This window comes from Streptomyces sp. CNZ287, from assembly GCF_007827615.1.
Window position 1 is genome coordinate 80,876 of the sequence record NZ_VISV01000023.1, and the last position, 24,791, is coordinate 105,666.

Below are 24,791 nucleotides of genomic sequence, written 5' to 3' on the forward strand. Positions count from 1 at the left end.
CGCCCTACACGAGCCCGCCGAGCGCCGCCGGCAGGGCGTCCGCGTACACGACGCCGAGGCGCTGCGTCGCCCGGGTCAGGGCGACGTACAGGTCGCTGCTCCCGAAGAGCGCCGGCTCGGCCACGATCACCGTGTCGAACTCCAGCCCCTTCGCCTGCCGCGGCCCGAGCAGCACCACCGGCCGCGTCAGGTCCGGCGCCGCGCCCGAGGCCGCGTCGGGCAGCGCCGCCGTCAGCGCCGGCAGCAGTTCCCGCGGCGCGATCACCGCCAGCCGCCCCGCGCCGTCCGACTCGCGGGCCACGGCCGCCGCGACCGCCGCCGGCACGGCGCCGGGCCCCTCCCCGGCGCGCTCCGCCCAGGGGCGTACCCCCGTGGCGCGCACCGAGCGCGGCGGCACGTACCCGGGGTCCTCCGCCCGCGCGACCTCGGCCGCGACCTCCATGATCTCCGCCGGCGTGCGGTAGTTGACGCCCAGCGTGATGTGCTCGAAGCGCTTGTCCACGTACGGGCCGAGGATCGCCTCCCACGCCCCGCACGCCCCCGGCTCCGCCGTCTGCGCCGGGTCGCCGACCAGCGTCATCGACCGCGTCGGGCAGCGCCGCATCAGCAGCCGCCACGCCATCGGCGACAGCTCCTGCGCCTCGTCGACGATGATGTGGCCGAAGGCCCAGGTCCGGTCCGCCGCCGCCCGCTCGGCCGCGGTGCGGTGGTCGGCCTCCTCCTGGCGCTCGGCCAGCCGCTCGGCGTCGATGAGGTCGTGCGCGGCCAGCACCTCCGCCTCGTCGTCGTCGCGGTCCTCGAACTCCTGGGTGCGCGAGCCGTACGACATCTCCAGCACGCCCTGCGCGTACGCGATCCGCTCCTGCCGCTCCGCCTCGGCGCGCGCCCGCGCCGCCGCCTGCGCAGGGCCGTCGTCCCCCAGCAGCTCCGCCGCCTCGTCCAGCAGCGGTACGTCCGCAGGCGTCCAGGGCCCGCCGGCGCGCCGGATCAACTCCCCGTCCGCCTCCGGCAGGTGCACGGGCCCGGCGAGGAAGTCCGCGACCAGCTCCTGGGGCGTCAGCAGCGGCCACAGCTCCGCGATGGCCGCGTGCACCTCCTCGTTGGCGGCGACCGCCTTGCCGAGCTGGGCGATGTCGTCCGGGCCCAGCAGGTTCTCGTCGCCGAACGGGTCCTCGCCGAGGCGGTCGGTGAGCTGCCGGGTGAGCCCGTCGATGACGTTGAACGCGAAGTGCGGCTGGGCCGCGTTGTGCGGCAGCTCGGTGTCCCGGGCCCGCCGGCGGGCCGCGTTGGCCAGCCAGTAGTCGAGATGCAGCTCGCCGTCCTCGTGCGGGATGACGACGGTCGACTCCGGCAGCCGCTGGCGGTCTCGGAGGTACGCGGCGAGCGCGCCGGCCATCGCCGTGCCGCCCTTGACCGCCGCCGCGGCCGGGGTGTCGGTGCCGGTGGCGTCGACGCCGGGGAAGAGCTCACCGGGGGTGGCCAGCAGCACGCCGGTCTCGCCGAGGGCGGGCAGCACCTCGGAGATGTAGCCGAGGAAGGCGGGGCCCGGGCCGACGATGAGCACGGCGCGGCGGGCGAGCTGCTCGCGGTGGGCGTAGAGCAGATAGGCGGCGCGGTGCAGGGCCACGGCGGTCTTGCCGGTGCCGGGCCCGCCCTCGACGACGAGGACGCCGCGGTGCGGGGCGCGGATGATGCGGTCCTGGTCGGCCTGGATGGTCTGCACGATGTCGTGCATCCGGCCGGTGCGGGCGGCGTCGAGTGCAGCGAGGAGCACCGCGTCGGCGTCGGCGCCCTCGAGACCGGTCCGCTCGGTGTCGGTGAGGTCGAGGATCTCGTCGTGCAGACCCGTGATCCGGGGGCCGTCGGGGCCGCCCTCGGTGGAGATGTGCCGTCGCCGGCGCAGCCCCATGGGGGTGTGGCCGGTGGCGAGATAGAAGGGGCGGGCCACCTCCGCCCGCCAGTCGACGACGAGCGGCGTGCGCTCCTCGTCGTCCGCGCGCATGCCGATGCGGCCGATGTGGTGGTCGCGGCCGTCGCGGAAGCTCAGCCGGCCGAAGCACAGGCCCTGCTCGCCTGCGTTGAACGCGGCCAGCAGCCCGGACTGTTCGGCCACCAGCACGTCGCGTTCCAGTCTGGCCTGGAGGGTGTTGCCCCCGTCCCGGGCCAGGGCCGCCCGTACCCCCGCCGCCGCGCCGTCGCGCAGCTCGGTGAGGCGCTGCCGGAGCAGGTCAAGGAATTCCTGCTCCCGTCGCATTTCCTCGTGCTGCACCTCGTCCGACACCTTGTTTGACAATTCAACTCCCGCACGGATAGAATGCCCGCATCGCACTTTCCCCTGGCGCTAGTTCATGATTTCTGAATGTGCGCAGAGAATTCCCCAGCATAGCATTCCGAGGCTCCGACCGAATTCCGGCGGAGCCTTTCGCGTGCGCCCGCGGGTTACGCTCGGGGCATGAGCACTGCAGACACCCCCGAAGACGTGGCACACCTTCTGGTGCGCTGCCTGGAGGCGGAGGGCGTGACGCACGTCTTCGGCGTGCCGGGCGAGGAGAACATCCGCTTCGTCGACGCCGTCAACGCCTCGCCGTCCATCGACTACGTCCTGGTGCGCCACGAGCAGGGCGCGTCGTTCATGGCGGAGATGTACGGCCGTATCACCGGCCGCGCGGGGGTGTGCTCCGCGACCCTCGGCCCCGGGGCCATCAACCTGCTCCTCGGCGTCGCCGACGCGCACACCAACAGCACCCCGGTGGTCGCGCTCGCCGCGCAGGGCGGCCTCGACCGGGTGCACAAGGAGTCGCACCAGGTCATCGACCTGCCCGCGATGTTCGCCCCGGTCACCGACTGGTCCCAGCAGGTACGGGCCCCGGGCGCGGTGCCGGAGATGGTGCGCCAGGCGTTCAAGACCGCGCAGAGCGAGCGGCCCGGTGCCGTGTTCCTCGCGCTGCCCGAGGACATAGAGGGCCTCGTGCCCGACCCGCCGCTGAATCCGCTGCCCATCAACCGGCCGCGCCCCGAGGCCCCGTCCCCGGCGCAACTGGAGCGCGCCGCAGAGGTGCTGGCGGGTGCCGCGCGCCCCATCCTGCTGGCCGGGCACGGCGCCACCCGGGCGGGCGCCAAGGACGCCCTGATCCGCTTCTCCGAGCGGCTCGACATCCCGGTGGCGACGACCTTCAACGGCAAGGGCGTCTTCCCCGACGACCACCCCAACGCGCTGGGCGCCGTGGGCTTCATGCGCCACGACTACACCAACTTCGGATTCGACAACGCCGACGTGCTCATCTGCGTCGGGTACGAGCCGCAGGAGTTCGACCCGGTCAAGATCAACCCGCAGGGCGACAAGCAGATCCTGCACCTGCACCAGTTCCCCGCCGAGGTCGACTCCCACTACCCGGTCGCGGTCGGCGTGCTCGGCGACCCGTCGTCCTCGCTCGACGGCCTCGCGGAGGCCGTCGGCCGCACCTTCCACGGCGACGGCCGGCTCATCCGCGGCCTGCTCGCCGAGGAACTGGCGCACGGCCGCCGCAACTCGTCCTTCCCGCTCGCCCCGCAGCGCGTCGTCGCTGACGTCCGCGAGGCGCTGGGCCGCGAGGACGTGGTGCTGGTCGACACCGGCGCCGGGAAGATGTGGATGGCCCGGCTCTTCCCCACGTACGAGCCCCACACCTGCCTCATCTCCAACGGCCTGTCCACCATGGGCTTCGCCGTGCCCGGCGCCATCGGCGCCAAGCTCGCCCGGCCGGACGCGCAGGTGCTGGCGATGACCGGCGACGGCGCGTTCCTCATGAACTCCCAGGAGCTGGAGACCGCCGTCCGCGAGGGCATCCCGATGACCGTGCTCGTCCTCGTCGACGACGAATACGGGCTGATCACCTGGAAGATGGAGCTGGAGATGGGGCGCCACTCCCACACCCGCTTCGCCAACCCGGACCTGGTGACGTACGCGGAGAGCTTCGGTGCCCGCGGGCACGCGGTGAAGTCCGCGGACGAACTGCTGCCCACGCTGCGCGACGCCCTCGCCCACGACGGGGTGGACGTCATCTCCTGCCCCGTCGACTACACCGAGAACCTGCGGCTGACCGACCGGCTCGGCGCCCTCCAGGGCCCCTTCTGAACCACCCGTCCCCGGTGATCCTCAGCCCGCCGGGCTGAGGATCACCGAACGGGTGAGGTGGCGCGGCTCGTCCGGGTCCAGGCCGCGGGCGCCGGCGAGCGCCACCGCCAGCCGCTGCGCCCGGACCAGCTCGGCCAGCGGGTCGAGACCGCCGGTGATCCAGAGCGCGCCGGTGGCGTGCACCTCGTCCTCCAGACCCGCGGGGGCGTCGCCGATCATCCAGGTCGCGGTGCCCGAGGTGGTGATGCTGATGGGGCCGTGCCGGTACTCCATCGCCGGGTACGACTCCGTCCAGGCCAGCGCCGCCTCGCGCATCTTCAGCGCCGCCTCGTTCGCCAGGCCCACGGTCCAGCCGGCGCCGAGGAAGGTGAACTGCCGGGCGGCCAGCAGCCCCTGCGGCAGCGGCTCGACGAGCGCCAGCTCCGCGTCCTCCACCGCCGTGGCCGGCTGCACCCCGAGGTGGGCGCGGAGCAGGGTCAGCGCGGTGGTGGCGAAGCGGGTCTGCACCACCGAGCGCTCGTCGGCGAAGTCCAGCACCACCGTGTCGTCCGCGGCCTCGGCCACCGGCGTGGCGCCGTCGGCGACGATCGCGGCGGTACGCACCGAGCCGCCCAGCGTGCCCAGCAGCCGCAGCACCTCCGTGGTGGTGCCGGAGCGGGTCAGCGCCAGCACCCGGTCGTACCGCCGGCCCGCCGGGAAGCCCGAGGCGGGGAAGGCGTCCGTCTCGCCGTGGCCCGCCTCCTCGCGGAGCGTGGCGTAGGCCTGCGCCATGAAGTAGGAGGTGCCGCAGCCGACGGCGGCGACCCGCTCACCGGGCTGCGGCAGCAGCGGCCCGTGCACCCCCGCCAGCTCCGTCGCCCGGCGCCAGCACGCGGGCTGATCGGCCAGCTCAGCGGCTACGTACGTCATCTTCATCGCCCGCCCTGTGTGAGAAGCATTGTTCAATCGTGCATGCTAAGGCAGAATTCCAAGCATCTTCAAGCATTTCGGCTGGGAGGATTCGGGTTGAACCAGCACGAACGGCACGGTGCGCTGCTGCGGCTGCTGGCCGAGCGCGGCCGGCTCGACGTGGAGGCCGCGGCCCTCGAGGTGGCCGTGTCGGCGGCGACCATCAGGCGCGATCTGGACCAGCTTGCCGAGCAGCAGTTGCTCGTCCGCACCCGCGGCGGCGCGGTGCCGAACGACGTGGCGTACGACCTGCCGCTGCGCCACCGCGCCGGGCGGGACGCCGCCGAGAAGGAGCGCATCGGCCGGGCCGCGGCCGCCATGGTCGAGCGCGGCATGGTCGTCGGTCTCAACGGCGGCACCACCACCGCCGCGGTGGCCCGCGCGCTCGCCGCCCGCGCCGACTGGGGCGACGGTGAGGGCGACGGCGCCCGCGGTGACGGCCAGCCCGCCGTCACCGTCGTCACCAACGCGCTCAACATCGCCGCCGAGCTGGCCGTGCGGCGCAGCGTGAAGGTCGTCGTCTCCGGCGGCGTCGCCATGCCGTCCTCGTACGAGCTGGTCGGCCCGCTCGCCGGGCACATCCTGCGCGAGATCCGCCTCGACATCGCCTTCGTCGGCGCCGATGCCGTCGACGCCGAGCACGGCGCCAGCGCCCGCGACGAGCACGAGGCGAGCATCAACGCGCTGCTCGCCGCGCAGGTCGCGACGCTCGTCGTGGTCGCCGACTCCACCAAGCTCGGGGTGCGCACCTTCGCCCGGATCTGCCCCCCGGCGGACATCGACGTGCTCGTCACGGACGACCGGGCGGCGGACAGGGCGCGCGAGTTCGAGGAGCAGGGGATGTCCGTGGTGCGGGCATGAGCGGGCGCGGGAGCATCGTGACGGACCTGCGGCTGGGGGTCGTCGGCCTCGGGCTGCGCGGCAACCTCGCCGACGCCGCCCACCGGCCGGGGGTGGGCTCCGTCGTGGCGGCCGTCGCCGACACCGACCCGGTGGTGCGCGCGGGCGTCGGCGCGCGCTTCCCCGGCGCCGTCGCGTACGCCGACCACCGTCGGCTCCTCGACGCCGCGGACGCCGACGGCGTCGACGCCATCGTCGTCACCACCCCCGACGACACCCACGCGACCGTCGCGCGCGCCGCGCTCGAAGCGGGCAAGCCGGTCTTCGTCGAGAAGCCCCTCGGCATCACCGTCGAGCAGTGCGACGCGATCCTGCGCACCGCGTACGAGACGGGCACGCCGCTGTACGTCGGGGACACCATGCGGCACACGGGCGTCGTCCGGCTGATGCGCGACATCGTCGCGCGCGGCGACATCGGCGTGCCGCGCACCGTGTGGGTGCGGCACTTCGTCGCGTACGGCGGCGACTACTACTTCAAGGACTGGCACGCCGACCGCCGCCGCACCACCGGGCTGCTGGTGCAGAAGGCCGCCCACGACATCGACGTCGTGCACTGGCTCGCCGGCGGCTACACCAGCCGGGTGCACGCCCTCGGGGCCCTCATGCTCTACGGCGACCTGCCCCGTCGTCCGCCCGGCACCCCGCGCCCCGCCGGCCGGCACCGCGAGGACACCTGGCCCCCCGCCGCGCGCCGCGACCTGAACCCGGTGGTGGACGTCGAGGACGTCTCCGTGATGAACATGCGCCTGGACAACGGCGTCATCGCCGCCTACCAGCAGTGCCACTTCAGCCCCGACTACTGGCGCAGCTACACCGTCATCGGCACCGAGGGCCGGCTGGAGAACTTCGGCGACCGCCCCGGCGACGAGGTCCGCGTCTGGCACACCGGCCCCTCCGGCTACCGCCCCGGCGCGGACGCCATCCACCGCGTGCCCGCGGGCGAGGGCGCGCACGGCCGGGCCGACGACCGGGTCATCGCCGAGTTCTGCCGCTTCGTCCGCCTCGGCGACGCCACCGACACCTCGCCGCTGGCCGCCCGGATGAGCGTCGCCGCGGGCGTCCTCGCGACCCGGTCGCTGCGCACCGGCGGAACGGCGTACGACGTACCGCCGCCGGACCCCGCCCTCGCCGAGTACTTCGCGGCCGGCCAGCGCCGCCCGGCGCACCAGCACTGAGGCCCTGAGCACCGACTTCCCCGGAGGGAACCGATGAGCGTGAACCGCAGGCACTTCCTGGCAGGAACCTCGATCGCCGGCGGTGCCGTGCTGCTGCCGGCCCTCGGCCGCGCGGCGCCCGCGGCGGCGCGCGGCGGCGGCGCGTACGGCGACGGGGGCGACGGCGACGGGGGCGGCGGCGACGGCACCGCGGGCGCCCGTCGGGCGCTGGCCCGGCTGCTGCCCGGTCACCACCGGCAGTTCGAGCTCTCCCTGCTCCCCGCCGACGGCCCGGACCGCTACCGCGTCACCGGTTCCCCCGGCCGGATCGCGGTGGCCGCCACCGGCACCGGCGCGCTGCTCACCGGCGCCGGCGCGTACCTCAGGCGCACCGCCCGCGGGCACATCTCCTGGAACGGCGACCAGCTCGACCTGCCCGCGCGCCTGCCCGCCCCCGGCGCCCCCCTCACCGGCGAGGCGCACGTGCCGCACCGCTTCGCGTACAACGACACCAACGAGGGCTACACCGGCGCCTACCGCGACTTCGCCGCCTGGGAGCGCGCCCTCGACGTGCTCGCGCTGCACGGCGTCAACGAGGTGCTGGTCTGCGTGGGCACCGACGCCGTCTACTACGAGACCTTCCGCGCCTTCGGCTACTCCGACGAGGAACTGCGCGCCTGGATCCCCGCCCCCGCGCATCAGCCCTGGTGGCTGCTGCAGAACATGGCGTACTTCGGCGGCCCCGTCTCCGCCCGGCTGCTGCGCCTCCGCGCCGAACTGGGCGCCCGCATCACCGCACGCATCCGCGAACTGGGCATGACGCCCGTGCTCCCCGGCTACTTCGGCACCGTCCCCGACGGCTTCGCGGAGAAGAACCCCGGTGCCCACGTCGTCCCGCAGGGCGGCTGGGTCGGCTTCGACCGCCCCGGCTGGCTCGACCCGCGCGACCCGCGATTCGCCGAGGTCGCCGCCGCCTTCTACGGCCACCAGCGCGATCTGCTCGGCCCCGCGGGCCTGTACAAGATGGACCTGCTGCACGAGGGCGGCGACCCCGGCGACGTCCCCGTGGGCGCCGCCGCCCGCGCCGTGGAGGCCGCACTCCGGCGCGAACACCCCGACGCCCTCTGGGCGATACTCGGCTGGCAGCACAACCCGCGCCGGGAGATCCTCGACGCCGTCGACCGCGACCGCATGCTCATCCTCGACGGCCTCTCCGACCGGTTCCCCACCGTCACCGACCGCGAGGCCGACTGGCTCGGCACCCCCTACGCCTTCGGCTCCATCTGGAACTTCGGCGGCCACACCTCCCTCGGCGCCAACACCCCCGACTGGGCCGCGCTCTACCCCGCCTGGCGCGACAAGCCGGGCAGCGCGCTGGCCGGCATCGCCATGATGCCGGAGGGCGCCGGCAACAACGCCGCCGCGATGTCCCTCTTCACCGAACTCGCCTGGACGCCCGGCCGGATCGACCTCGACGCCTGGTTCCGCGAGTACGCCACCGCCCGCTACGGCGCCGAGGACCCGCACGCGGCCGCCGCCTGGCAGGTGCTGCGCGAGACCGCGTACGGCACCACGCGCGCCGACTCCTGGAGCGAGGGCGCCGACAGCCTCTTCTGCGCCCGCCCCGGTCTCACCGTCCGCAGTGCCGCCGCCTGGAGCCCGCAGGAGGACCGCTACGACATCGCCGCCTTCGACCGCGCCCTCACCGGACTCCTCGCCGTCGCCCCCGGGCTGCGCCGCTCCGCCGCGTACCGCTACGACCTCATGGACGTCACCAGACAGGCGCTCGCCAACCGCGGCCGCCCGCTGCTGGCGCGGATCAAGGAGGCGTACGAGGCCGGCGACCGCGATCGGCTGCGCGAGCTGACCGCCGCCTGGCTGGAGCTGATCCGGCTGCTCGACCGGGTAGTGGGCACCGACGCGCAGCACCTGCTCGGCCGGCACCTCGCCGAGGCCCGCGCCTGGGGCGCCGACCGCGCCGAGCGCGACCGGCTGGAGTACGACGCGCGCTCGCTCATCACCACCTGGGGCCCGCGCGCCGGCAGCGAGGCCGGGCTGCACGACTACGCGAACCGCGAATGGCAGGGCCTGCTCGGCGACTTCTACCACAGCCGCTGGAAGACCTACTTCGCCACGCTCGACACCGCGCTGGCGACCGGCGAGGAGCCCGCCGCCGTCGACTGGTTCGCCTACGAGGACGCCTGGGCGCGCCGCCGCGACCGCTACCCCGAGGAGCCGCGGGGCGACATCCGCCGGCTCGCCGAGGAGGCGGTGCACGTCCTGGCCCGCGAACCCCTCGCCGCGCTCGCGCGCTGAAGCGCGGGCCCCGGCGGGGCACACAGCCGCGGTACGGGTACGGGAGGCCACCACCCGTACCCGTACCGCCTCTCACACCCGCCGCTGGACGTGCAGCAGATACTCCTTGCGGTCCAGCGGATTGTGGTCGGTGCGCGGCCGGGCCGGGGCCGGACCGCGCACCTCCCGGTAGCGGCCGAAGGAGGTCTCCAGCACGCCCTCGCCCCGGGTCAGCCCCGGCAGCCGCCGCTCGAGGCCGTGCACCTGCGCCGCCGGCACCTCGCCCTCCAGCACCGCGACCCCGCCGCGCACCTCCTGCCCGTCGACCACGGCGGCCAGCGCCGCGAACACCGGCCACAGCGCGGGCACCGCGTCCTCGGGCGCCTCCAGCCGGAACCGCTGCACGGGCTCGTGCACCCGGGTGCCCGCGCGCTTCAGGGCGTCCGCGAGCACCAGCGGGGTGATGCCGCGGAAATCGGCGCCGGTGCTCGACATGGCCTTGCTGAAGCCCTGGTGGGCGTGGCTCTGCCGGGGCCAGTAGCCGGAGTGCGTCAGCGTCACCCGCACGTCGGGGATCTCCCAGCCGGACAGGCCCTGGTGCAGGGTCGCGCGCACCGTGTCCTCGACGGCCTTGAAGAACGCGTACGGCATCGAGCCCAGCTCCACCGCGAGCGCGAAGACCACGCCCGTGCCGGGCGGCGCGGGGTCGACGCGCAGGCCGACGGTGGCCAGGAAGGGGTTGGTGTCCGTGTCGCCCTTCTCGTACGCCGAGCCGCTGCCCGCCAGCCGCTCGACGTGGATGACGGACGACTCGCGGAAGGAGACCGGCAGTCCGTACTCGCCGGCGAGCGTGGCCCCGATGACCTCCTTCTGCACCTCGCCGTAGAGCGAGACGTACAGCTCCTGCAGACCGCTGGGACCGGCACCCCGGCGCAGTGCGATCAGCGGGTCCTGCTCGGCGAGCTGGAAGAGCGCCGCGTGCAGCGCGCCCCGGTCGGCGGGCCGGTCCGGCACCACCACCGTCTCCAGCGTCGGCGGCGCGAAGTGGTGCCGCCGCGCCTCCGCCGCCCGGCCCACGGCCGCGCCCACCGCGTCGCCGATGCGCACCCCGGCCAGGCCCCGTACCCGGGCGATGCGGCCGGCCCCCGCCCCGGCCGCGGGCACCGCCGCGCCCTGCTCGAAGACCTCGACGCCGGTGACCTTCTCCGTCACGGGGGCGCGGTCGCCGTCGCCGTACGCCACCTCCTGGCGGGTGCGGAGCGTGCCGGCGAGCATCCGCACGTACGCGGCCTTCTCGCCGCCGGGACCGCGCTCGACCTTGAAGACCGTGCCCGCGGGCGGGCCCTCCGGGTCCCCTGCGGGCGCCGGCAGCAGTTCCTTGATGCCCGCGGTCAGCTCCGCGACGCCCGCGCCGGTGGCGGCCGAGCCGAAGAACACCGGGTGCACGAGCGCGCCCGCGGTCTGCTCGGCGAGGCTCTTGCGCAGCCTGCGGTACGTCACCGCCGCCTCGTCGGCGACGTAGTCCGCGAGCAGCGCGTCGTCGCGGCGGGAGAGGAGGTCGGCGAGCCGGCCGGCGAAGGCGGCGTTGCCGGGGTCGCCGGGGTGGTCCGGGCCGTACGGGGTGAACGCGGCGGCCCGGGTGCCGAGTCCGCGGACGGAACCCATGGCGACGGCGCCGGGCGTGAGCTTCGCGGCGATGTCGCGCACCAGCGCGTCGTCGCGCGCCCCGCGCCGGTCGGTCTTGTTGACGAAGACGAGCGTGGGGATCGAAAGCCGTCGCAGCGTGCGCATCAGCACGCGTGTCTGCGCCTGCACGCCCTCCACCGCGGAGACCACGAGCACCGCGCCGTCGAGCACGTGCAGCACCCGCTCCACCTCGGCGATGAAGTCCGGGTGGCCGGGCGTGTCGATGAGGTTGACGGTGAGGCCGTCGAGCGCGAAGGAGACGACGGCGGACTTGATGGTGATGCCGCGCTGCCGCTCCAGCGCGAGCGAGTCGGTGCGGGTGCTGCCGTCGTCGACGCTCCCGACCTCCTCGACGACCCCGGCCGCGTGCAGCAGCCGCTCGGTCAGGCTGGTCTTACCGGCGTCGACATGGGCCAGGATTCCCAGGTTCAGCGTGTGCACGGAGCGTCATGTCCCTTGCGTAGGTGGCGATGGCCTGCTGGGTGGACATGAACGCTGCGCGCATGTGCGTTTCCTCTCGGTCCTGGGACAGGGGTCTGCCGTGCCCGGCCAGTGGAGCAGCGGCCGGCCGGGCGCGGCAACCGAATTAACGCCTCAGCGGCTGCCGAACCGCTCGACCAGCTCGGACTGGTACGCGGTGCCGCCCGCGGACGTCACCGAGTGCAGCCAGGCCCCGTCCGGGGGTGAGGGTTGTCCGGGTATTCAGTTATGTCAGTACGCCAGGGGCGCGCCCCGGCGCCATCAGAGGTTCACCAGGGCGCGCCCCGCGGTGCTCACCGGGCGCGTACGGCGTCCAGTTCCGCCACCGAGGCGAACGTGTCCGACGCGCCGTGCTCACTGAGCACCTTCAGCGCGATGTGCCTCGCCTTCACCTCCCGGAACGGCACGGTGAATTCCGTGCGGTCCTCGGGGAAGCTGCCCGCCGCCACCGTCTGCCAGCGCTCGCCGTCGGCGGAGACCAGCACCTCGTAGTCCTCGACCCGGCCGTTGATGCCGCCGTCCTGCCGCGGCATGTAGCGCACCCCGGCGAGACGCCGCCGGGCGCCCGTGTCGACGGACAACTGCTGCGGCAGCGCGGCGCCGTAGTCGCTGTGCCAGTGGGTGTACGGGTCGTTGTCGACGGCGCGCGCCGCGCCGCCCGGCTCGCCGGCGCTCTCCTCGCTGGTGGCCGCCGCCGTCCAGCCCTCCTGCCCGTACAGACCGGGGTTGGCGCCGATCTGCGACCCGGGGTCCGCCGGGTCCGGGACCGTGACCGGCAGCGCGTCACCGACGCGGTCGTACGCGTCGAGGAACGGCTGCACCGGGGAGCCGGCCGGGGTCGCCCAGGTGCGGTCGGCGACGACGGTGAGCGGGCGGCGGGCGAAGTAGTCGACCCAGCCGACGGAGTAGTCGTAGGTGCGGTCGGACCAGCGCGCCATCCGGTAGCCGAGGATGCTGGGCGCGGACTCGAACGGGTAGTCGCGGTACACGTCGCGCACGTCGAAGAAGGCGTAGTCCCCGGGCGTGGCGCCGAACCCGGCGCTCATGTACAGCTTGCTCTCCTCCATTCCCACGGTCGGATAGCCCTCGGCGGCCCGGCCGCCGGGGGGCGAGAGCCATTCGGTGACCCCGGTGCGCTTGTCCGGGTCGATGCTCGTGGGCTGCTGGAAGTCCCACCACTGCCAGACCTGCGCCGACTTGCCCTCGGCGCGGACGGCCCCGGCCAGGTCGTCGATGAACTCCACCAGCACGTCGCCGGGGTAGGGGTAGCCCTGCTTCTTCTGGTACGCGACGAGTTCGGGGCACGCCTCCTGCGCCGGGCGCAGCGGGACCTCGTCGGTGCCGATGTGGAGGTAGGGGCTGTCGAAGACGTCCGCGGCCTCGGCGGCCAGTTCGCGGGCGAAGCGCCGCGTCTCCGGTTTGGTGTAGTCCAGGGTCCAGTGGCCGCGGTCCGATCCCTCCCAGGCGTTGCCCGGCCGGGACATCGACTCGCAGGCGAACGCCAGGTCGGGGCGGGCGTCGCCGATGGAGACGGCGTGTCCGGGCAGGTCGATCTCCGGTACGAGCGTCACCCCGTAGCGCGCCGCGTACTCCTCCAGGTCGCGCAACTGGCGCTTGGTGTAGTGCTGTTCCGCGACGATCTCCGGATACGCGTCGCTCTCGATGCGGTAGCCGTTCCAGTCCGACCGAAGGGACCGTGACGGGCGCGGGGTTGGGCGCGGCGGCCTGGCTCGCGGGCACGCCGGGAGCGAGGGGCAGTATCATCCCGGCGGCCGCGGCGAGCCACGGCGCGCGGCTGCGGGGGCGCCGGTTGCGGCGGCGGGCGTACGGCCCGGGGTGCGGCGTCGTGCGTACGGACGGGCTGCGCGGTGCTGGCGCTGGGGTCTCCTGCGGCATGGCGGCTCCCTCGGACGACGTCAACTGCCCAGGCGTACCAGCCCGTCGGCGACCGCGGCCATGGACGGAAGCGCGGCTCGGCGTGGACTTACGCGCCGACGTGTCTCATGCGGTATCGCCCATTGCCATATCGTGTGAGGATCGGTCAAGCTGTTTGTGGATTAATCGCCCGGTCGAGGGAAACTTGACCGGCTCGTTTGCGCCAACCTTGCCCCTGTCCCGACATGCCGCACTACGGTTGGCGGTCCACCCAGGACCCCGGTGACTATGACCTCGGCTGCCTGCCCCAGGCTGGGCAGAACGGGCCCCGTGGGGGGAGCACGTGGTGTACACAGACGACGTGACCGGAGCTTCGTGGCGTACCGGCGACGACCACGCCGACCGGGTGGAGTCGCGCTTCGCGCGGAGCTACCGGCTGCACGGATTCACGGTCCTCGAGCTGACCGGCGAGATCGACCTCGCCGCCCAGCTCGATCTCGAGCCGTACCTCGACGTGATCACCGGCGCGCCCGCGCCGCGCGTGGTCATCGACCTCTGCCGGACGGAGTTCCTCGACTGCTCGGGACTGCGGCTGCTGGTACGCGCCCGCAGGCGCACCGCCGACCGCGGCGGGGAACTGCGGCTGGTCTGCCCCGAGGGCGGCCTCGCGCACCGGATTTTGCGGTGCTGCGGCCTGCTCGACGCGCTCGGTCCGGTGCCGACGCTGGCCGACGCCCTGCCCGGAGAAAACCCGGAAGCGGTCGCTAGTCAAGTTTGATTAGAATCGCGCCCATGTGTTCAGCGCAAGCAGCAGAGAACGATCCCCCGGGCCGGGGGCCCGCGGCCGGCGCGGCGAGCCTCGCCGACACCCACGACGTGATCAAGGTGCGCGGCGCCCGGGCGAACAACCTGGCCGGCATCTCGCTCGACATCCCCAAGCGGCGGCTCTCGGTCTTCACCGGCGTCTCCGGCTCGGGCAAGTCCTCGCTCGTCTTCGGCACCATCGCCGCGGAGTCGCAGCGGCTGATCAACGAGACGTACAGCGCCTTCGTCCAGTCCTTCATGCCGAACCTGCCCCGGCCCGACGCCGACGGGCTGCACAACCTCTCCGCCGCCATCGTCATCGACCAGGAGCGGATGGGCGCCAACTCCCGCTCCACGGTGGGCACGGCGACCGACGCGTACGCGATGCTGCGCATCCTGTTCAGCCGGCTCGGCGAGCCGCACGTGGGCACCTCCGGCGCGTTCAGCTTCAACGTCCCCGAGGGCATGTGCCCGCGCTGCGAAGGTCTGGGCGAGGTCTCGCAGATCGACGTCGACCAGCTCGTGGACCGCCGGCTCTCGCTCAACGAGGGCGCCGTCACCATCCCGAACTTCGCCGTCGGCAACTGGTACTGGGAGGTCCTGGTCTCCTCCGGCTTCTACGACCCGGACAAGAAGCTCGCGGACTTCACCGACCAGGAGTGGCACGACCTCCTCCGCAAGGAGACCGTGAAGGTCAAGGTCGGCAACCACAACATCACGTACGAGGGGCTGATACCCAAGATCACGCGGATGTGGCTGGTGAAGGAGCGCGACGCGCTGCAGGGCCACGTCCGCGCCTTCGTCGACCGTGCCGTCGTCTTCGCCGAGTGCCCCGACTGCGGCGGCACCCGGCTCTCCGCCGCCGCGCTCTCCTCGAAGATCCGGGGCCGGAACATCGCCGAGTGCGCCGCCCTGCAGATCACCGACCTCGCCAAGTTCGTCCGCGGCATCGAGGACGAGTCGGTGGGGCCGCTGCTCGACAACCTGCGCGGGCTGCTGGACTCGCTGGTCGAGATCGGCCTCGGCTACCTCAGCCTCGACCGCCCCTCCGCCACCCTCTCCGGCGGCGAGGCGCAGCGCGTGAAGATGGTCCGCCACCTCGGCTCCAGCCTCACCGATGTCACGTACGTCTTCGACGAGCCCACCGCCGGGCTGCACCCGCACGACATCCGGCGCATGAACGACCTGCTGCTGCGGCTGCGCGACAAGGGCAACACCGTGCTCGTCGTGGAGCACAAGCCGGAGGTCATCGCCATCGCCGACCACGTCGTGGACCTCGGCCCCGGCGCGGGCGGTGACGGCGGGCACGTCACCTTCAGCGGCGACGTGCCGGGGCTGCGCGCCTCCACCACGCTGACCGGCCGGTATCTGGAGCACCGGGTACGGCTGCGGGAGCGGCCCAGGAAGCCGCGCGGGCACATCGCCGTCGAGGGCGCCGACCTGCACAACCTCCGCGACGTCGGCGTCGAGGTGCCGCTCGGGGTGCTCACCGTGGTCACCGGCGTCGCCGGCTCCGGCAAGTCCTCGCTCGTGCACGGCTACCTCGCCGGACGGGACGGCGTCGTGGTCGCCGACCAGTCGCCTATCCGCGGCTCGCGGCGGTCCAACCCCGCGACGTACACCGGGCTGCTCGGCCCGATGCGTACGGCCTTCGCGAAGGCCAACGGCGTCAAGGCCGCGCTCTTCTCGGCCAACTCCGCGGGCGCCTGCCCCAAGTGCAAGGGCATCGGGCTCATCTACACCGACCTGGCGATGATGGCCGGCGTCGCGTCCGTGTGCGAGGAGTGCGAGGGCAGGCGCTACACGCCCGAGGTGCTGACGTACACGCTGCGCGGCAAGAACATCAGCGAGGTGCTGCAGATGTCCGTCGCCGAGGCGCACGGCTTCTTCCCCGCGGGACAGGCGCACGCCATCCTCGGCCGGCTCGCCGACGTGGGCCTGGGCTACCTGCGCCTCGGCCAGCCGCTCAACACCCTCTCCGGAGGCGAGCGGCAGCGGCTGAAGCTGGCCATCCACATGGCCGAGAAGGCGGCGACGTACATCCTCGACGAGCCGACCACCGGGCTGCACATGGCCGACGTCGACAAGTTGCTGGCGCTGCTCGACCGGCTGGTCGACGACGGCAACTCGGTGGTGGTCATCGAGCACCACCAGGCGGTCATGGCGCACGCCGACTGGCTGATCGACCTCGGTCCCGGCGGCGGCCACGACGGCGGCCGGGTGGTGTTCACCGGCACCCCGGCCGCCCTGGTCGCGGAGGCGGACACGCTCACGGCGCAGCATCTGCGCGAGTACGTCGACCGGGACTGACCCGCCCCCGGGGAGCGCCGGCGGTACCCTAGGCCGCCGCCACCCGCGGCATCCACATCGGCTCCTTGCCCAGCTCCGCCCAGATGTACCTGAGCAGCAGCTCGGACTTGAGCCCGGCGCTCCCCGGGTCGTCCCACAGGTTGCGCGTCTCGCCCGGATCGGCGCGCAGGTCGAACAGCTCGCCGTACGTCCGTCCCTGATAGACCGTCAGTTTGTGGCGGTCGTCGACGTACGTGCGCAGGCTGACCGCCGTCGGCTCGTGCCGGAACTCGCAGATGACGTGGTCCCGCGCGCTCGGCGCGCCGCCGGTGAAGACCTCCGCCTGGCTGACGCCGGTCATCTCCCGCGGCACCGGCAGCCCGGCCAGCTCCAGGAACGTCGGCGCCAGGTCGACGGTCGACACCAGCGCCGAGGAGGCACGCCCGGCGGGCACCCGGCCGGGCAGCCGGACCAGGAACGGCACCCGCAGCAGGTCCTCGTAGTGGAACGCGCCCTTGGCCTGGAGCCCGTGCTGGCCGAAGAAGTGCCCGTGGTCGGTGGTGAAGACCACGAGGGTGTCCTCGGCCAGCCCCAGCGCGTCGAGCCGGTCCAGGATCCGGCCGACGTACGCGTCGAGCATGCTCACCATTCCGTAGTACGTCGCCACCAGCCGGCGCCGCTCGGCGGCCGGCAGCAGGTGGGAGTGGAAGCCGTGGACGTACTGCCCCGACTCCTGCCACGGCGAGAAGTCCGGCCGGTCCTGCTGGGTGAGGCCGAAGTGCGGCGGGTTGCCGTCGTGTTCGCCCGCGACGGCCTCCGGCACGGTCAGCGCGTCCGGGTCGTACATCCGGTCCCAGGGCTCGGGCACGAGATACGGCGGGTGCGGGTCGAAGAAGCTGGCCCAGCAGAAGAACGACTCGTCCCGCTCCGCGTACCCCTCCAGCAGCGCGCCGGTGCGCTCGGCGATCCAGGCGTTGTAGTGCAGTTCCTCGGGGATCGGCCAGGTGTGCCGCACGCCGGGGTCCAGGGTGCCGGTCGGCGGCCGGAAGTACCGCCGCCAGTCCGCGCAGCCCCGCTGCTCCAGCCAGAGCGCGTAGTGCTGGCCCGCGTGCGCCTCCGCGGTGTGGTTGCGGGCCAGCTCCACGTGGTCGAAGCCGTAGTACGGGCCGTGGAAGTCCCGCCAGAAGCCCAGGTCCTGCAGCAGCGGGTACGACTCGATCGAGGGGTGCTCCGCCGTGCTCGCGAGCGGCTGGAAGTGCGCCTTGCCGACCAGCGAGGTGGCGTACCCCGCGGCGCCCAGGTGCTGCCCGAGCGTCGGCTGGTCCTCGGGCAGCTTGGTGCCGAGCGTCCACGCGCCGTGCTGGCTGGGGTACTTGCCGGTGATCATCGAGGCGCGGGTCGGGGTGCAGGTCGGATTGGGGCAGTACGCGCGCTCGAAGGCGGTGCCCTGGGCGGCCAGCCGGTCGAGGTGCGGGGTGCGGATCTCGGGGTTGCCGCGGCCGAGGGTGTTCCAGTGCTGCTGGTCGCTGGTGATGAGGAGGATGTGGGGACGGCGGGCGGGCTGCGTCATACGGTGCGCTTCCTGACGGGGGCGGGGGCGGGTGGCGTACGCCGGGCTCGTGCGGTTGTCAGGCGAGCGTCACCCGGAACGGGCCCCCGGATCAAGCCCCCTGTACGGGCGCGGGGGTGGCGCGGAGCGCGAGGAGCAGCGGGACCGCGGGCAGGGTGGCCGGCAGCCGCCGCCAGCCGCTCGCCGGGTCCCGCTCCATCGCCGCGAACCGCGGCCACGGCAGCAGGTCCGTCTCGCGCAGCAGGTCGACGGCGAGCCCGGCACCGGCCAGCGCCGTGACCACGTCGAGGCCGTAGAAGTCGCTGCGCGTGTGCACGGGGACGCGGGCGTCCCAGTTGGCCTCGTTGGCGCGGAGCATCTCGGCGACCGTGGGCGCCGGTTCGTCAGCCGTCATGGCACCTTTCTACCCGTGCCGCGGGCTGCTGCCGCGCCATTCCGGGGGACGGCCCGCCCGCCGCGTCCGGGGCCGGGCGCCCGCGCGTGACGATGCGGCCGCCGGCCGCGTCCACCGTGCGCATCTGCAGGGAGCCGCACTGGCACCGGGTCCAGATCGTCATCCCCCCGCCGGTGCGGTGCCGCGAGACCGTGTGGAACGGCGTGCTGTCCGCCCAGCCGCAGTGGGGGCAGTGACCCTCGAACAACGTGTTGTCCCCTCCCCGCCGTACGCTCCGGCGGTTCTCGTCCGGCGCGGCCCCTCGGCCGGGCCCGCGTTCCTTGCCTCTTCAGCATGGAAGTTTCATTCGTTCAGGTCTAGGTTGGATTTATGGAGCGCATTGTGAAGGAGGGCCTACATGATTGACCTGCGCCGGCTGCGCGTGCTCCGCGCGGTCGCGTACTACGGCACCGTGACCGCCGCCGCCGAGTCACTCCACCTCACGCCCTCCGCCGCCTCCCAGCAGATCCGGCAGCTCGCCCGCGAGCTGGACGTCCGGCTGCTGGAGCCGCAGGGCCGCCGGGTGCGGCTCACGCCCGCGGCGCGCGGGCTGCTCGCGCACGCCGACGTCATCGAGGCGCAGTGGGAGCGGGCGGCGGCCGAACTGCACGCGCTCGGCGAGGAGCCGGCCGGCGAGCTGCGCATGTCCGGATTCCCGAGCGCGATGTGCCGGCTGCTGGCGCCGGTGGCCGGCGCGCTGCGCGCGGCGCATCCGCGGCTCGACGTACGGCTGCGCGAGGCGGAGCCCGCCGACTGCTACGACCTGCTCTTCGACTGCGAGACGGACCTCGCCGTGGTGGAGGCGTCCGCAGAGGCACCGGCCCGCGGCGACCAGCGCTTCGAGCAGCACACGCTCATCGAGGACCCCTTCGACCTGGTCGTGCCTGAGGACCATCCGCTGGCCGGCCGGACGGCGATCGAACTCGCCGAGGCCGCGGGGGAGCGGTGGATCATCGGCCCCCCGGGCGTCTGGTCGCGGCAGCACGTGCTCGCGGCGTGCAGCGCGGCCGGCTTCGGGCCCAACGTGACCCACGAGGCGTGCGACTGGACCGTGACGGCGGTGATGGTCTCCCACGGGCTCGGCGTCGCCCTCGTGCCCCGGCTCGCGCAGTTCTCCGGCGTGCCGTCGATCCGGCGGCTGCGGATCACCGGGGTGCCCGTCCCGTCGCGTACGTTCCTCACCGTCACCCGGCGCGGCGCGACCGGAAGCCCCGCGGTGCGCGCCGCACTCGACGCGCTGCAGGTACGGGCGAAGGAGACGGTCGCGTAGCGAAGGGGACGGCCGGGCAGCGGGAGGGCCCGCGGGCCCGCGGTGCACGGGGCCCGCGGGCCCGCGGGAGTGGGGGAGGGGGCGGGGCGGAGGAGGGTGCCCCGCCCCCTGGGGGAGGGGGGTGGGTGACGACCGGACGGCAGGCGCTCGGGCACCGCCGGCCGGCCGCCGTTCGGGTGCCGGCGGGGAACCGGCATGGCCGGGCGGGTCGCAGGTACGACCCGCGCCGGCCGGGCGGCGGCGCCTAGTGGGCGCCGGCGCCGGTGAGGGAACGGACCTCGAGTTCGGCGTACTTCTTGCCGGTGGCGTCCTCGTCCTTGGACAGGATGGAGCCGAGCCAGCCGAGGATGAAGCCGGCCGGAATGGAGATCAGGCCCGGGTTCTCCAGCGGGAACCACTGGAAGTCCACGCCCGGCCACATGCTGGTCTCCTTGCCGGACACCACCGGGGAGAACAGCACCAGGAGCACCGAGGTGAACAGGCCACCGTAGATGGACCACAGCGCGCCCTGGGTGGTGAACCGCTTCCAGAACAGGCTGTAGAGGATCGTCGGCAGGTTCGCCGACGCCGCCACGGCGAAGGCCAGGGCCACCAGGCCGGCGACGTTCAGACTGCCCGCGAAGACGCCCAGCAGGATGGCGACGGCGCCGATCCCGACGGCGGCGATCCGCGCCGCCGCGATCTCCTCCTTCTCGGTGGCCTTGCCCTTGCGGATGACGTTCGCGTACAGGTCGTGGGCGAACGACGACGACGAGGCCAGCGTCAGTCCCGCGACGACCGCGAGGATCGTGGCGAACGCGACCGCGGAGATCATCGCCAGCAGGACCGCGCCTCCGGTGGATCCCGCTCCGCCGCCGACTTCTTCCGCCAGTAGTGGTGCCGCGGTATTGCCCGCCGGGTTGGACTCGATGATCGTTTCCTGTTTGATCAGCGCGGCGGCGCCGAAGCCCAGCGCGATGGTCATCAGGTAGAAGCCGCCGATGATGCCGATCGCCCAGAGCACGGACTTACGCGCGGTCTGTGCGGTCGGCACCGTGTAGAAGCGGATCAGGATGTGCGGCAGACCCGCGGTGCCCAGCACCAGCGCGATGCCCAGCGAGATGAAGTCGATCTTCGAGGTGGTCGTCACCCCGTACTTCAGCCCCGGCTCCAGGAACGACGCGCCCTTGCCGGAGTTGTCCGCGGCGGCGCCCAGCAGCTGGGAGATGTTGAAGTCGAACTTCGCCAGCACCAGGATCGTGATCAGCAGGGTGCCCAGGATCAGCAGCACGGCCTTGATGATCTGCACCCAGGTGGTGCCCTTCATGCCGCCGATGGTGACGTACAGGATCATCACCAGGCCGACGAGGACCACGATGAGGTTCTTGCCCGCGTCCCCGGTGATCCCCAGCAGCAGGGCGACCAGGGCACCGGCGCCGACCATCTGCGCCAGCAGGTAGAAGATCGACACCACGATGGTCGACACCCCGGCCGCGGTGCGTACGGGACGCTGGCGCATCCGGTACGCGAGCACGTCGCCCATGGTGAACCGGCCCGAGTTGCGCAGCGGTTCCGCGACCAGCAGCAGCGCCACCAGCCAGGCGACCAGGAAGCCGATGGAGTACAGGAACCCGTCGTAACCCGCCAGCGCGATGGCGCCGGCGATGCCCAGGAAGGAGGCCGCGGACATGTAGTCCCCGGAGATCGCCAGCCCGTTCTGGAAGCCCGTGAAGGAACGACCGCCCGCGTAGTAGTCGGTGGCGTCCTTCGTCTTGCGTCCCGCCCACACCGTCACCGCCAGGGTGAGCGCCACGAAGACCGAGAACAGCGTGACGATCAGCGTGCGGTGCTCACCCGGATCCGACTGGGCGACCATCTGCAGCGCGTTCGTGGTGGCGCCCGTCATTTCCCGACCTCCGTGCCACTGCCGGCCACCCGGCCCTCGACCTCAGCCTTGAGCTGCTCGGACCTGGGGTCGAGCTTCGCGGCGGCGTGCCGCGCGTACCACCATGCGATGGCGAACGTGGTGACGAACTGCGCGATGCCCAGCACGAACGCCACGTTGATGTTGCCGGCGACCTCGGTGCCCATGAAGCCGCCCGCGTAGTTCGACAGCAGCACGTACAGCAGGTACCAGGCGATGAATCCGATGGTCAGCGGAAACGCGAACGAACGGTGTGCGCGTCGCAGCTCCCCGAACTCCTCGCTCTGCTGTACTTCTTCGTACACGTCCGGCGATCTGCCGGTCGGGGGTGTGCTGCTCATCGCGGCCTCCATGGGCGCCTTGGGGGACGGGGGTGTCCGGACGGGCCGGGCGCGGCCACCGTAGAAGCGCGGGGGCCGCCGCGCGAGCCGCCGTGCGCCGGTGGTGCCGTGAACGGCGGCGCGGATGCGCCGAGCGGTAGCGACGGCACGACGAGCGGTCGGCCGGGCGGTGGTTCGCACCGGATGGCGGGCGGTGAGCGGTGCGCCGGCGGCCGTACGCGGTGCGCCGGGCGCTCGTACGTGTGGGCCGGCCGCCCGAAGCACGGTGGGGCGGCGGCCCGTGCGCCTTCGGTCAGCCCGCCGTACGCCCCGGGCGGCGCGGCAGGTCCAGGGTCTCGGGTGCGTGCAGCCGCAGCAGCGCGTGCGCCGTACCGCTGGGCACGCTGCGCCTCGTCAGCCACGAGACACCCACCATCACCGCGAACGCGAGCGGCACCGTCCACGCCGCCGGACGCGCCAGCAACGCCCCCGGCCAGCCGCCGGGTTGCACGCCGAACATCGTCGCCGCCACCGTCGCCAGCGCAGCCCCGCCGCCGGTGAGCAGCCCGGCGGCGGCACCCTGCGGGGTCAGTCCGCGCCACCAGATGCCGAGCAGCAGCAGCGGGCAGAACGACGAGGCCGCGACCGCGAACGCCAGCCCCACCACGTCCGCGACGGGCCGTTCCACGACGACCAGCGACGCCACGCACGGCACGGCCGCCGCGGCCACCCCGGCGAGCCGCAGCCGGCGCACGGTCGCCCGCACCTCCGCGCGGGCGTCGGCCGCCTTGCCCGGCGGGGCCGTCGCCCGCCGCGCCCGTCTGCGCTCCAGCTCCTGCCCCAGCACGCCCGCCACCGACATCGTCAGGCCGGAGGCGGTGGAGAGGAACGCCGCGAACGCGCCCGCGGTCAGCAGCGTGCCGAGTACCGCCGCGGCCGGGCCGCCGCCGAGCAGCCGGTCGGGGAGGAGGAGCAGCGTGGCGTCCGTGCGGCCGGTCATGAGGAGTTCGGGGGTGTAGAGGCGGCCGAGGGCGCCGTAGAGCGGCGGCAGCAGGTAGAAGGCGGCCAGCAGCCACAGCACGGTCCAGGTGGTGCGGCGGGCGGCCGGGCCGTCGGGGTTGGTGTAGAAGCGGACGATGACGTGCGGCAGGCCCATGGTGCCGAGCAGCGTGGCGATGAGCAGGGAGTAGGTGCCGTAGCCGGGGTGTTCCGTACCGGACAGCGGGCGCGTCCAGTCGAGGCCGTCGACGGGTTCCTCGTCCACCGGGTGCGGCACGTCGGCGCCGGCGGGGAACCGGACCCGGGTCTCCTCGCCGATCGCGTGCACGCCGGGGCCGATGCGCACCCGCTCGCCGTCCAGCCGCTCGCCGTCGAGCCGGCCGTGCACCGTGACCCGCACCGGATCCTCGACGCGTACGTCGACCGCCTGGTGCACGGTCACCGTCGTCGCGTCCCGGAACCGCGGCGGCGCGTCGGCGTCCGGCCACGGCGCGCCGTCCGCGCGCCAGGCGAGCAGCAGGAAGATGACCGGCACCGCGAGCGCCGTCAGCTTCAGCCAGTACTGGAACGCCTGCACCGCCGTGACGCTGCGCATGCCGCCGGAGGCGACGGTCGTCATCACCACCGCCGCGACGGCCACCGGGCCGACCCACAGCGGGGCGCCGGTGACGGTGCGCAGGGTGAGCCCGGCGCCCTGGAGCTGGGGCAGCAGATAGAGCCAGCCGATGAGGACGACGAGCACCGAGGCGAGCTGCCGTACGCGCTTGGACTGCAGCCGGGCCTCGGCGAAGTCCGGGACGGTGTACGCGCCGGAGCGGCGCATCGGCGCGGCGACGAAGGCGAGGAGGACCAGGTAGCCGGCGGTGTAGCCGACGCCGTACCAGAGCATGTCGGCGCCGTAGGCGAGCACGAGCCCCGCGATGCCGAGGAAGGACGCGGCTGACAGGTATTCGCCGCCGATCGCGGAGGCGTTCTGCAGCGGCGTCACCGCGCGGGAGGCGACGTAGAAGTCGGAGGTGGCGCGGCCGGGGCGCAGCCCGTACACGCCGAACAGGGCGGTGGCGAGGCAGACGACGGCCACGGCGATGGCGGGCTGGAGGGTGTTCACGTGCTGTGTCCTGTCACGACCGCGGTCACGACCGCTCGACCAGGTCCGCGAACTCGGCCTCGTTCTTGCGTGCCTGGCGCTGGTACACCCACGCCAGCGCGAGGATCACCGGGTGCACCGCCACCCCGATCACCAGCCACGGCACGGGCACGCCGGCCAGGGTGCTGTCGCGGACGCTGGGCACCGTCGCCAGCAGCACCGGCAGCGCGCCGAGCACGACGCCGAGGGCGCCCACGACGAAGGCGGCGAGGCGCAGTTGGGTGCGCATGAGGGAGCGGAGGTAGACGTCGCCCAGCGGGGTCTGCCGGCCCAGGTCGTCGGCGACGAGGGCGCGGCTGCCGGGCGGCGGCTGGGAGCTGCGGGCGGCGAGGGTGCGGGGGTGGGCGACGGTCACGCGGGGCGGCGGCTCGGGGGGTCCGGGCGCGGCGGTGCTCTGCGGGGTGCGGCTGCGGGGCACGCGGGAGCCGGGCGTTCCGGTCTGCGGAGTGGCATCGGCGTCGCCGTTCCGCTGCGCGCCGCTCTTCCCGGTCCCGCCCTTCTGCGTGCTGCTCTTCCGGGAACTCGCCTTCGCTACGCGGCCGCCGGTCGTACCGCTCTTCCACGTGCCGCTCTTCGCCGCGGAGATCCCCCGATCGCCCGCCAC

General features: G+C 73.6%; 18 protein-coding genes. 8 read left to right on the forward strand and 10 right to left on the reverse strand.

The window, feature by feature from the left end:
- Positions 1-4 precede the first annotated feature (4 nt).
- Entirely contained in the window at positions 5-2,254 is a 2,250-nt protein-coding gene (locus FB457_RS30960; protein ID WP_047020612.1) for a HelD family protein, read from the reverse strand.
- 198 nt (positions 2,255-2,452) lie between these two features.
- Here FB457_RS30960 and FB457_RS30965 point away from each other — a divergent pair, with 198 nt between their 5' ends.
- Positions 2,453-4,114, forward strand: a complete 1,662-nt coding sequence (locus tag FB457_RS30965; protein WP_186462071.1) for an acetolactate synthase large subunit — start codon at positions 2,453-2,455, stop codon at positions 4,112-4,114.
- Positions 4,115-4,135: 21 nt separating this feature from the next.
- On the opposite strand, the gene FB457_RS30970 is transcribed toward FB457_RS30965, so the two are convergent.
- Positions 4,136-5,023 carry a sugar isomerase gene (locus FB457_RS30970; RefSeq protein ID WP_145784020.1) on the reverse strand — a complete coding sequence of 296 codons (888 nt, stop codon included), beginning with the start codon at positions 5,021-5,023 and terminating at the stop codon, positions 4,136-4,138.
- A 96-nt stretch (positions 5,024-5,119) separates the two neighbouring features.
- Here FB457_RS30970 and FB457_RS30975 point away from each other — a divergent pair, with 96 nt between their 5' ends.
- From FB457_RS30975 to FB457_RS30985, 3 genes are read left to right on the forward strand one after another with little or no spacing between them, the layout of a single operon-like run.
- Positions 5,120-5,923, forward strand: a complete 804-nt coding sequence (locus FB457_RS30975; RefSeq protein WP_145784021.1) for a DeoR/GlpR family DNA-binding transcription regulator — start codon at positions 5,120-5,122, stop codon at positions 5,921-5,923.
- A complete protein-coding gene (locus FB457_RS30980) occupies positions 5,920-7,137 on the forward strand; it encodes a Gfo/Idh/MocA family protein (protein ID WP_078898559.1) in 1,218 nt (405 codons plus the stop codon). Before FB457_RS30975 ends, FB457_RS30980 begins: the two co-directional genes overlap by 4 nt.
- Positions 7,138-7,170: 33 nt before the next feature.
- Positions 7,171-9,432 (forward strand): alpha-N-acetylglucosaminidase, encoded by a 2,262-nt coding sequence (locus FB457_RS30985; protein WP_145784023.1) that lies wholly within the window; start codon positions 7,171-7,173, stop codon positions 9,430-9,432.
- Positions 9,433-9,504: 72 nt separating this feature from the next.
- Here FB457_RS30985 and FB457_RS30990 read toward each other — a convergent pair whose 3' ends face one another.
- Positions 9,505-11,538 (reverse strand): elongation factor G, encoded by a 2,034-nt coding sequence (locus FB457_RS30990; protein ID WP_145784025.1) that lies wholly within the window; start codon positions 11,536-11,538, stop codon positions 9,505-9,507.
- A 332-nt stretch (positions 11,539-11,870) separates the two neighbouring features.
- Positions 11,871-13,241, reverse strand: a complete 1,371-nt coding sequence (locus FB457_RS30995; RefSeq protein WP_486589203.1) for a family 20 glycosylhydrolase — start codon at positions 13,239-13,241, stop codon at positions 11,871-11,873.
- A gap of 557 nt (positions 13,242-13,798) precedes the next feature.
- On the opposite strand from FB457_RS30995, the gene FB457_RS31000 reads away from it, so the two are divergent.
- Positions 13,799-14,230 carry an anti-sigma factor antagonist gene (locus FB457_RS31000; protein ID WP_145784027.1) on the forward strand — a complete coding sequence of 144 codons (432 nt, stop codon included), beginning with the start codon at positions 13,799-13,801 and terminating at the stop codon, positions 14,228-14,230.
- Positions 14,231-14,328: 98 nt separating this feature from the next.
- Positions 14,329-16,566 (forward strand): ATP-binding cassette domain-containing protein, encoded by a 2,238-nt coding sequence (locus FB457_RS31005; protein ID WP_047019262.1) that lies wholly within the window; start codon positions 14,329-14,331, stop codon positions 16,564-16,566.
- Positions 16,567-16,594: 28 nt separating this feature from the next.
- Here FB457_RS31005 and FB457_RS31010 read toward each other — a convergent pair whose 3' ends face one another.
- Positions 16,595-18,115 carry a sulfatase family protein gene (locus FB457_RS31010; RefSeq protein ID WP_047019263.1) on the reverse strand — a complete coding sequence of 507 codons (1,521 nt, stop codon included), beginning with the start codon at positions 18,113-18,115 and terminating at the stop codon, positions 16,595-16,597.
- Between the two features lie 91 nt (positions 18,116-18,206).
- Complete coding sequence (locus tag FB457_RS31015) at positions 18,207-18,509, reverse strand: hypothetical protein (protein ID WP_486589200.1); 303 nt, start codon at positions 18,507-18,509, stop codon at positions 18,207-18,209.
- A gap of 86 nt (positions 18,510-18,595) precedes the next feature.
- On the opposite strand from FB457_RS31015, the gene FB457_RS35490 reads away from it, so the two are divergent.
- The gene (locus FB457_RS35490) at positions 18,596-18,745 is read left to right on the forward strand and encodes a hypothetical protein (protein WP_173534904.1); all 150 of its coding nucleotides are present in this window, start codon (positions 18,596-18,598) and stop codon (positions 18,743-18,745) included.
- Between the two features lie 161 nt (positions 18,746-18,906).
- Entirely contained in the window at positions 18,907-19,818 is a 912-nt protein-coding gene (locus tag FB457_RS31025; RefSeq protein ID WP_047019265.1) for a LysR family transcriptional regulator, read from the forward strand.
- A 244-nt stretch (positions 19,819-20,062) separates the two neighbouring features.
- Here the strand turns inward: FB457_RS31025 and FB457_RS31030 are convergent, their stop codons facing one another.
- The 4 genes from FB457_RS31030 to FB457_RS31045 form a co-directional block, all read right to left on the reverse strand.
- Complete coding sequence (locus FB457_RS31030) at positions 20,063-21,703, reverse strand: solute symporter family protein (protein ID WP_047019266.1); 1,641 nt, start codon at positions 21,701-21,703, stop codon at positions 20,063-20,065.
- A complete protein-coding gene (locus tag FB457_RS31035) occupies positions 21,700-22,074 on the reverse strand; it encodes a DUF485 domain-containing protein (protein ID WP_047019267.1) in 375 nt (124 codons plus the stop codon). The genes FB457_RS31030 and FB457_RS31035 overlap by 4 nt, the downstream gene beginning before the upstream one ends.
- 280 nt (positions 22,075-22,354) lie before the next feature.
- Positions 22,355-24,148: a sodium/solute symporter gene (locus tag FB457_RS31040; RefSeq protein WP_047019268.1), complete on the reverse strand. Its 1,794-nt coding sequence runs from the start codon at positions 24,146-24,148 to the stop codon at positions 22,355-22,357.
- 25 nt (positions 24,149-24,173) lie between these two features.
- On the reverse strand, positions 24,174-24,791 hold the full coding sequence (locus FB457_RS31045; protein ID WP_047019269.1) for a hypothetical protein: 618 nt from the start codon (positions 24,789-24,791) through the stop codon (positions 24,174-24,176).

What these genes read in the sequence shown, in the direction of transcription:
- FB457_RS31015 (WP_486589200.1), bottom strand. Translation starts at nt 18,509, where the DNA reads ATGACGGCTGACGAACCGGCGCCCACGGTCGCCGAGATGCTCCGCGCC.
- FB457_RS30980 (WP_078898559.1), top strand. Translation starts at nt 5,920, where the DNA reads ATGAGCGGGCGCGGGAGCATCGTGACGGACCTGCGGCTGGGGGTCGTC.
- FB457_RS31010 (WP_047019263.1), bottom strand. Translation starts at nt 18,115, where the DNA reads ATGACGCAGCCCGCCCGCCGTCCCCACATCCTCCTCATCACCAGCGAC.
- FB457_RS30960 (WP_047020612.1), bottom strand. Translation starts at nt 2,254, where the DNA reads ATGCGACGGGAGCAGGAATTCCTTGACCTGCTCCGGCAGCGCCTCACC.
- FB457_RS31025 (WP_047019265.1), top strand. Translation starts at nt 18,907, where the DNA reads ATGATTGACCTGCGCCGGCTGCGCGTGCTCCGCGCGGTCGCGTACTAC.
- FB457_RS30965 (WP_186462071.1), top strand. Translation starts at nt 2,453, where the DNA reads ATGAGCACTGCAGACACCCCCGAAGACGTGGCACACCTTCTGGTGCGC.
- FB457_RS30985 (WP_145784023.1), top strand. Translation starts at nt 7,171, where the DNA reads ATGAGCGTGAACCGCAGGCACTTCCTGGCAGGAACCTCGATCGCCGGC.
- FB457_RS31030 (WP_047019266.1), bottom strand. Translation starts at nt 21,703, where the DNA reads ATGACGGGCGCCACCACGAACGCGCTGCAGATGGTCGCCCAGTCGGAT.
- FB457_RS30970 (WP_145784020.1), bottom strand. Translation starts at nt 5,023, where the DNA reads ATGACGTACGTAGCCGCTGAGCTGGCCGATCAGCCCGCGTGCTGGCGC.
- FB457_RS31035 (WP_047019267.1), bottom strand. Translation starts at nt 22,074, where the DNA reads ATGGAGGCCGCGATGAGCAGCACACCCCCGACCGGCAGATCGCCGGAC.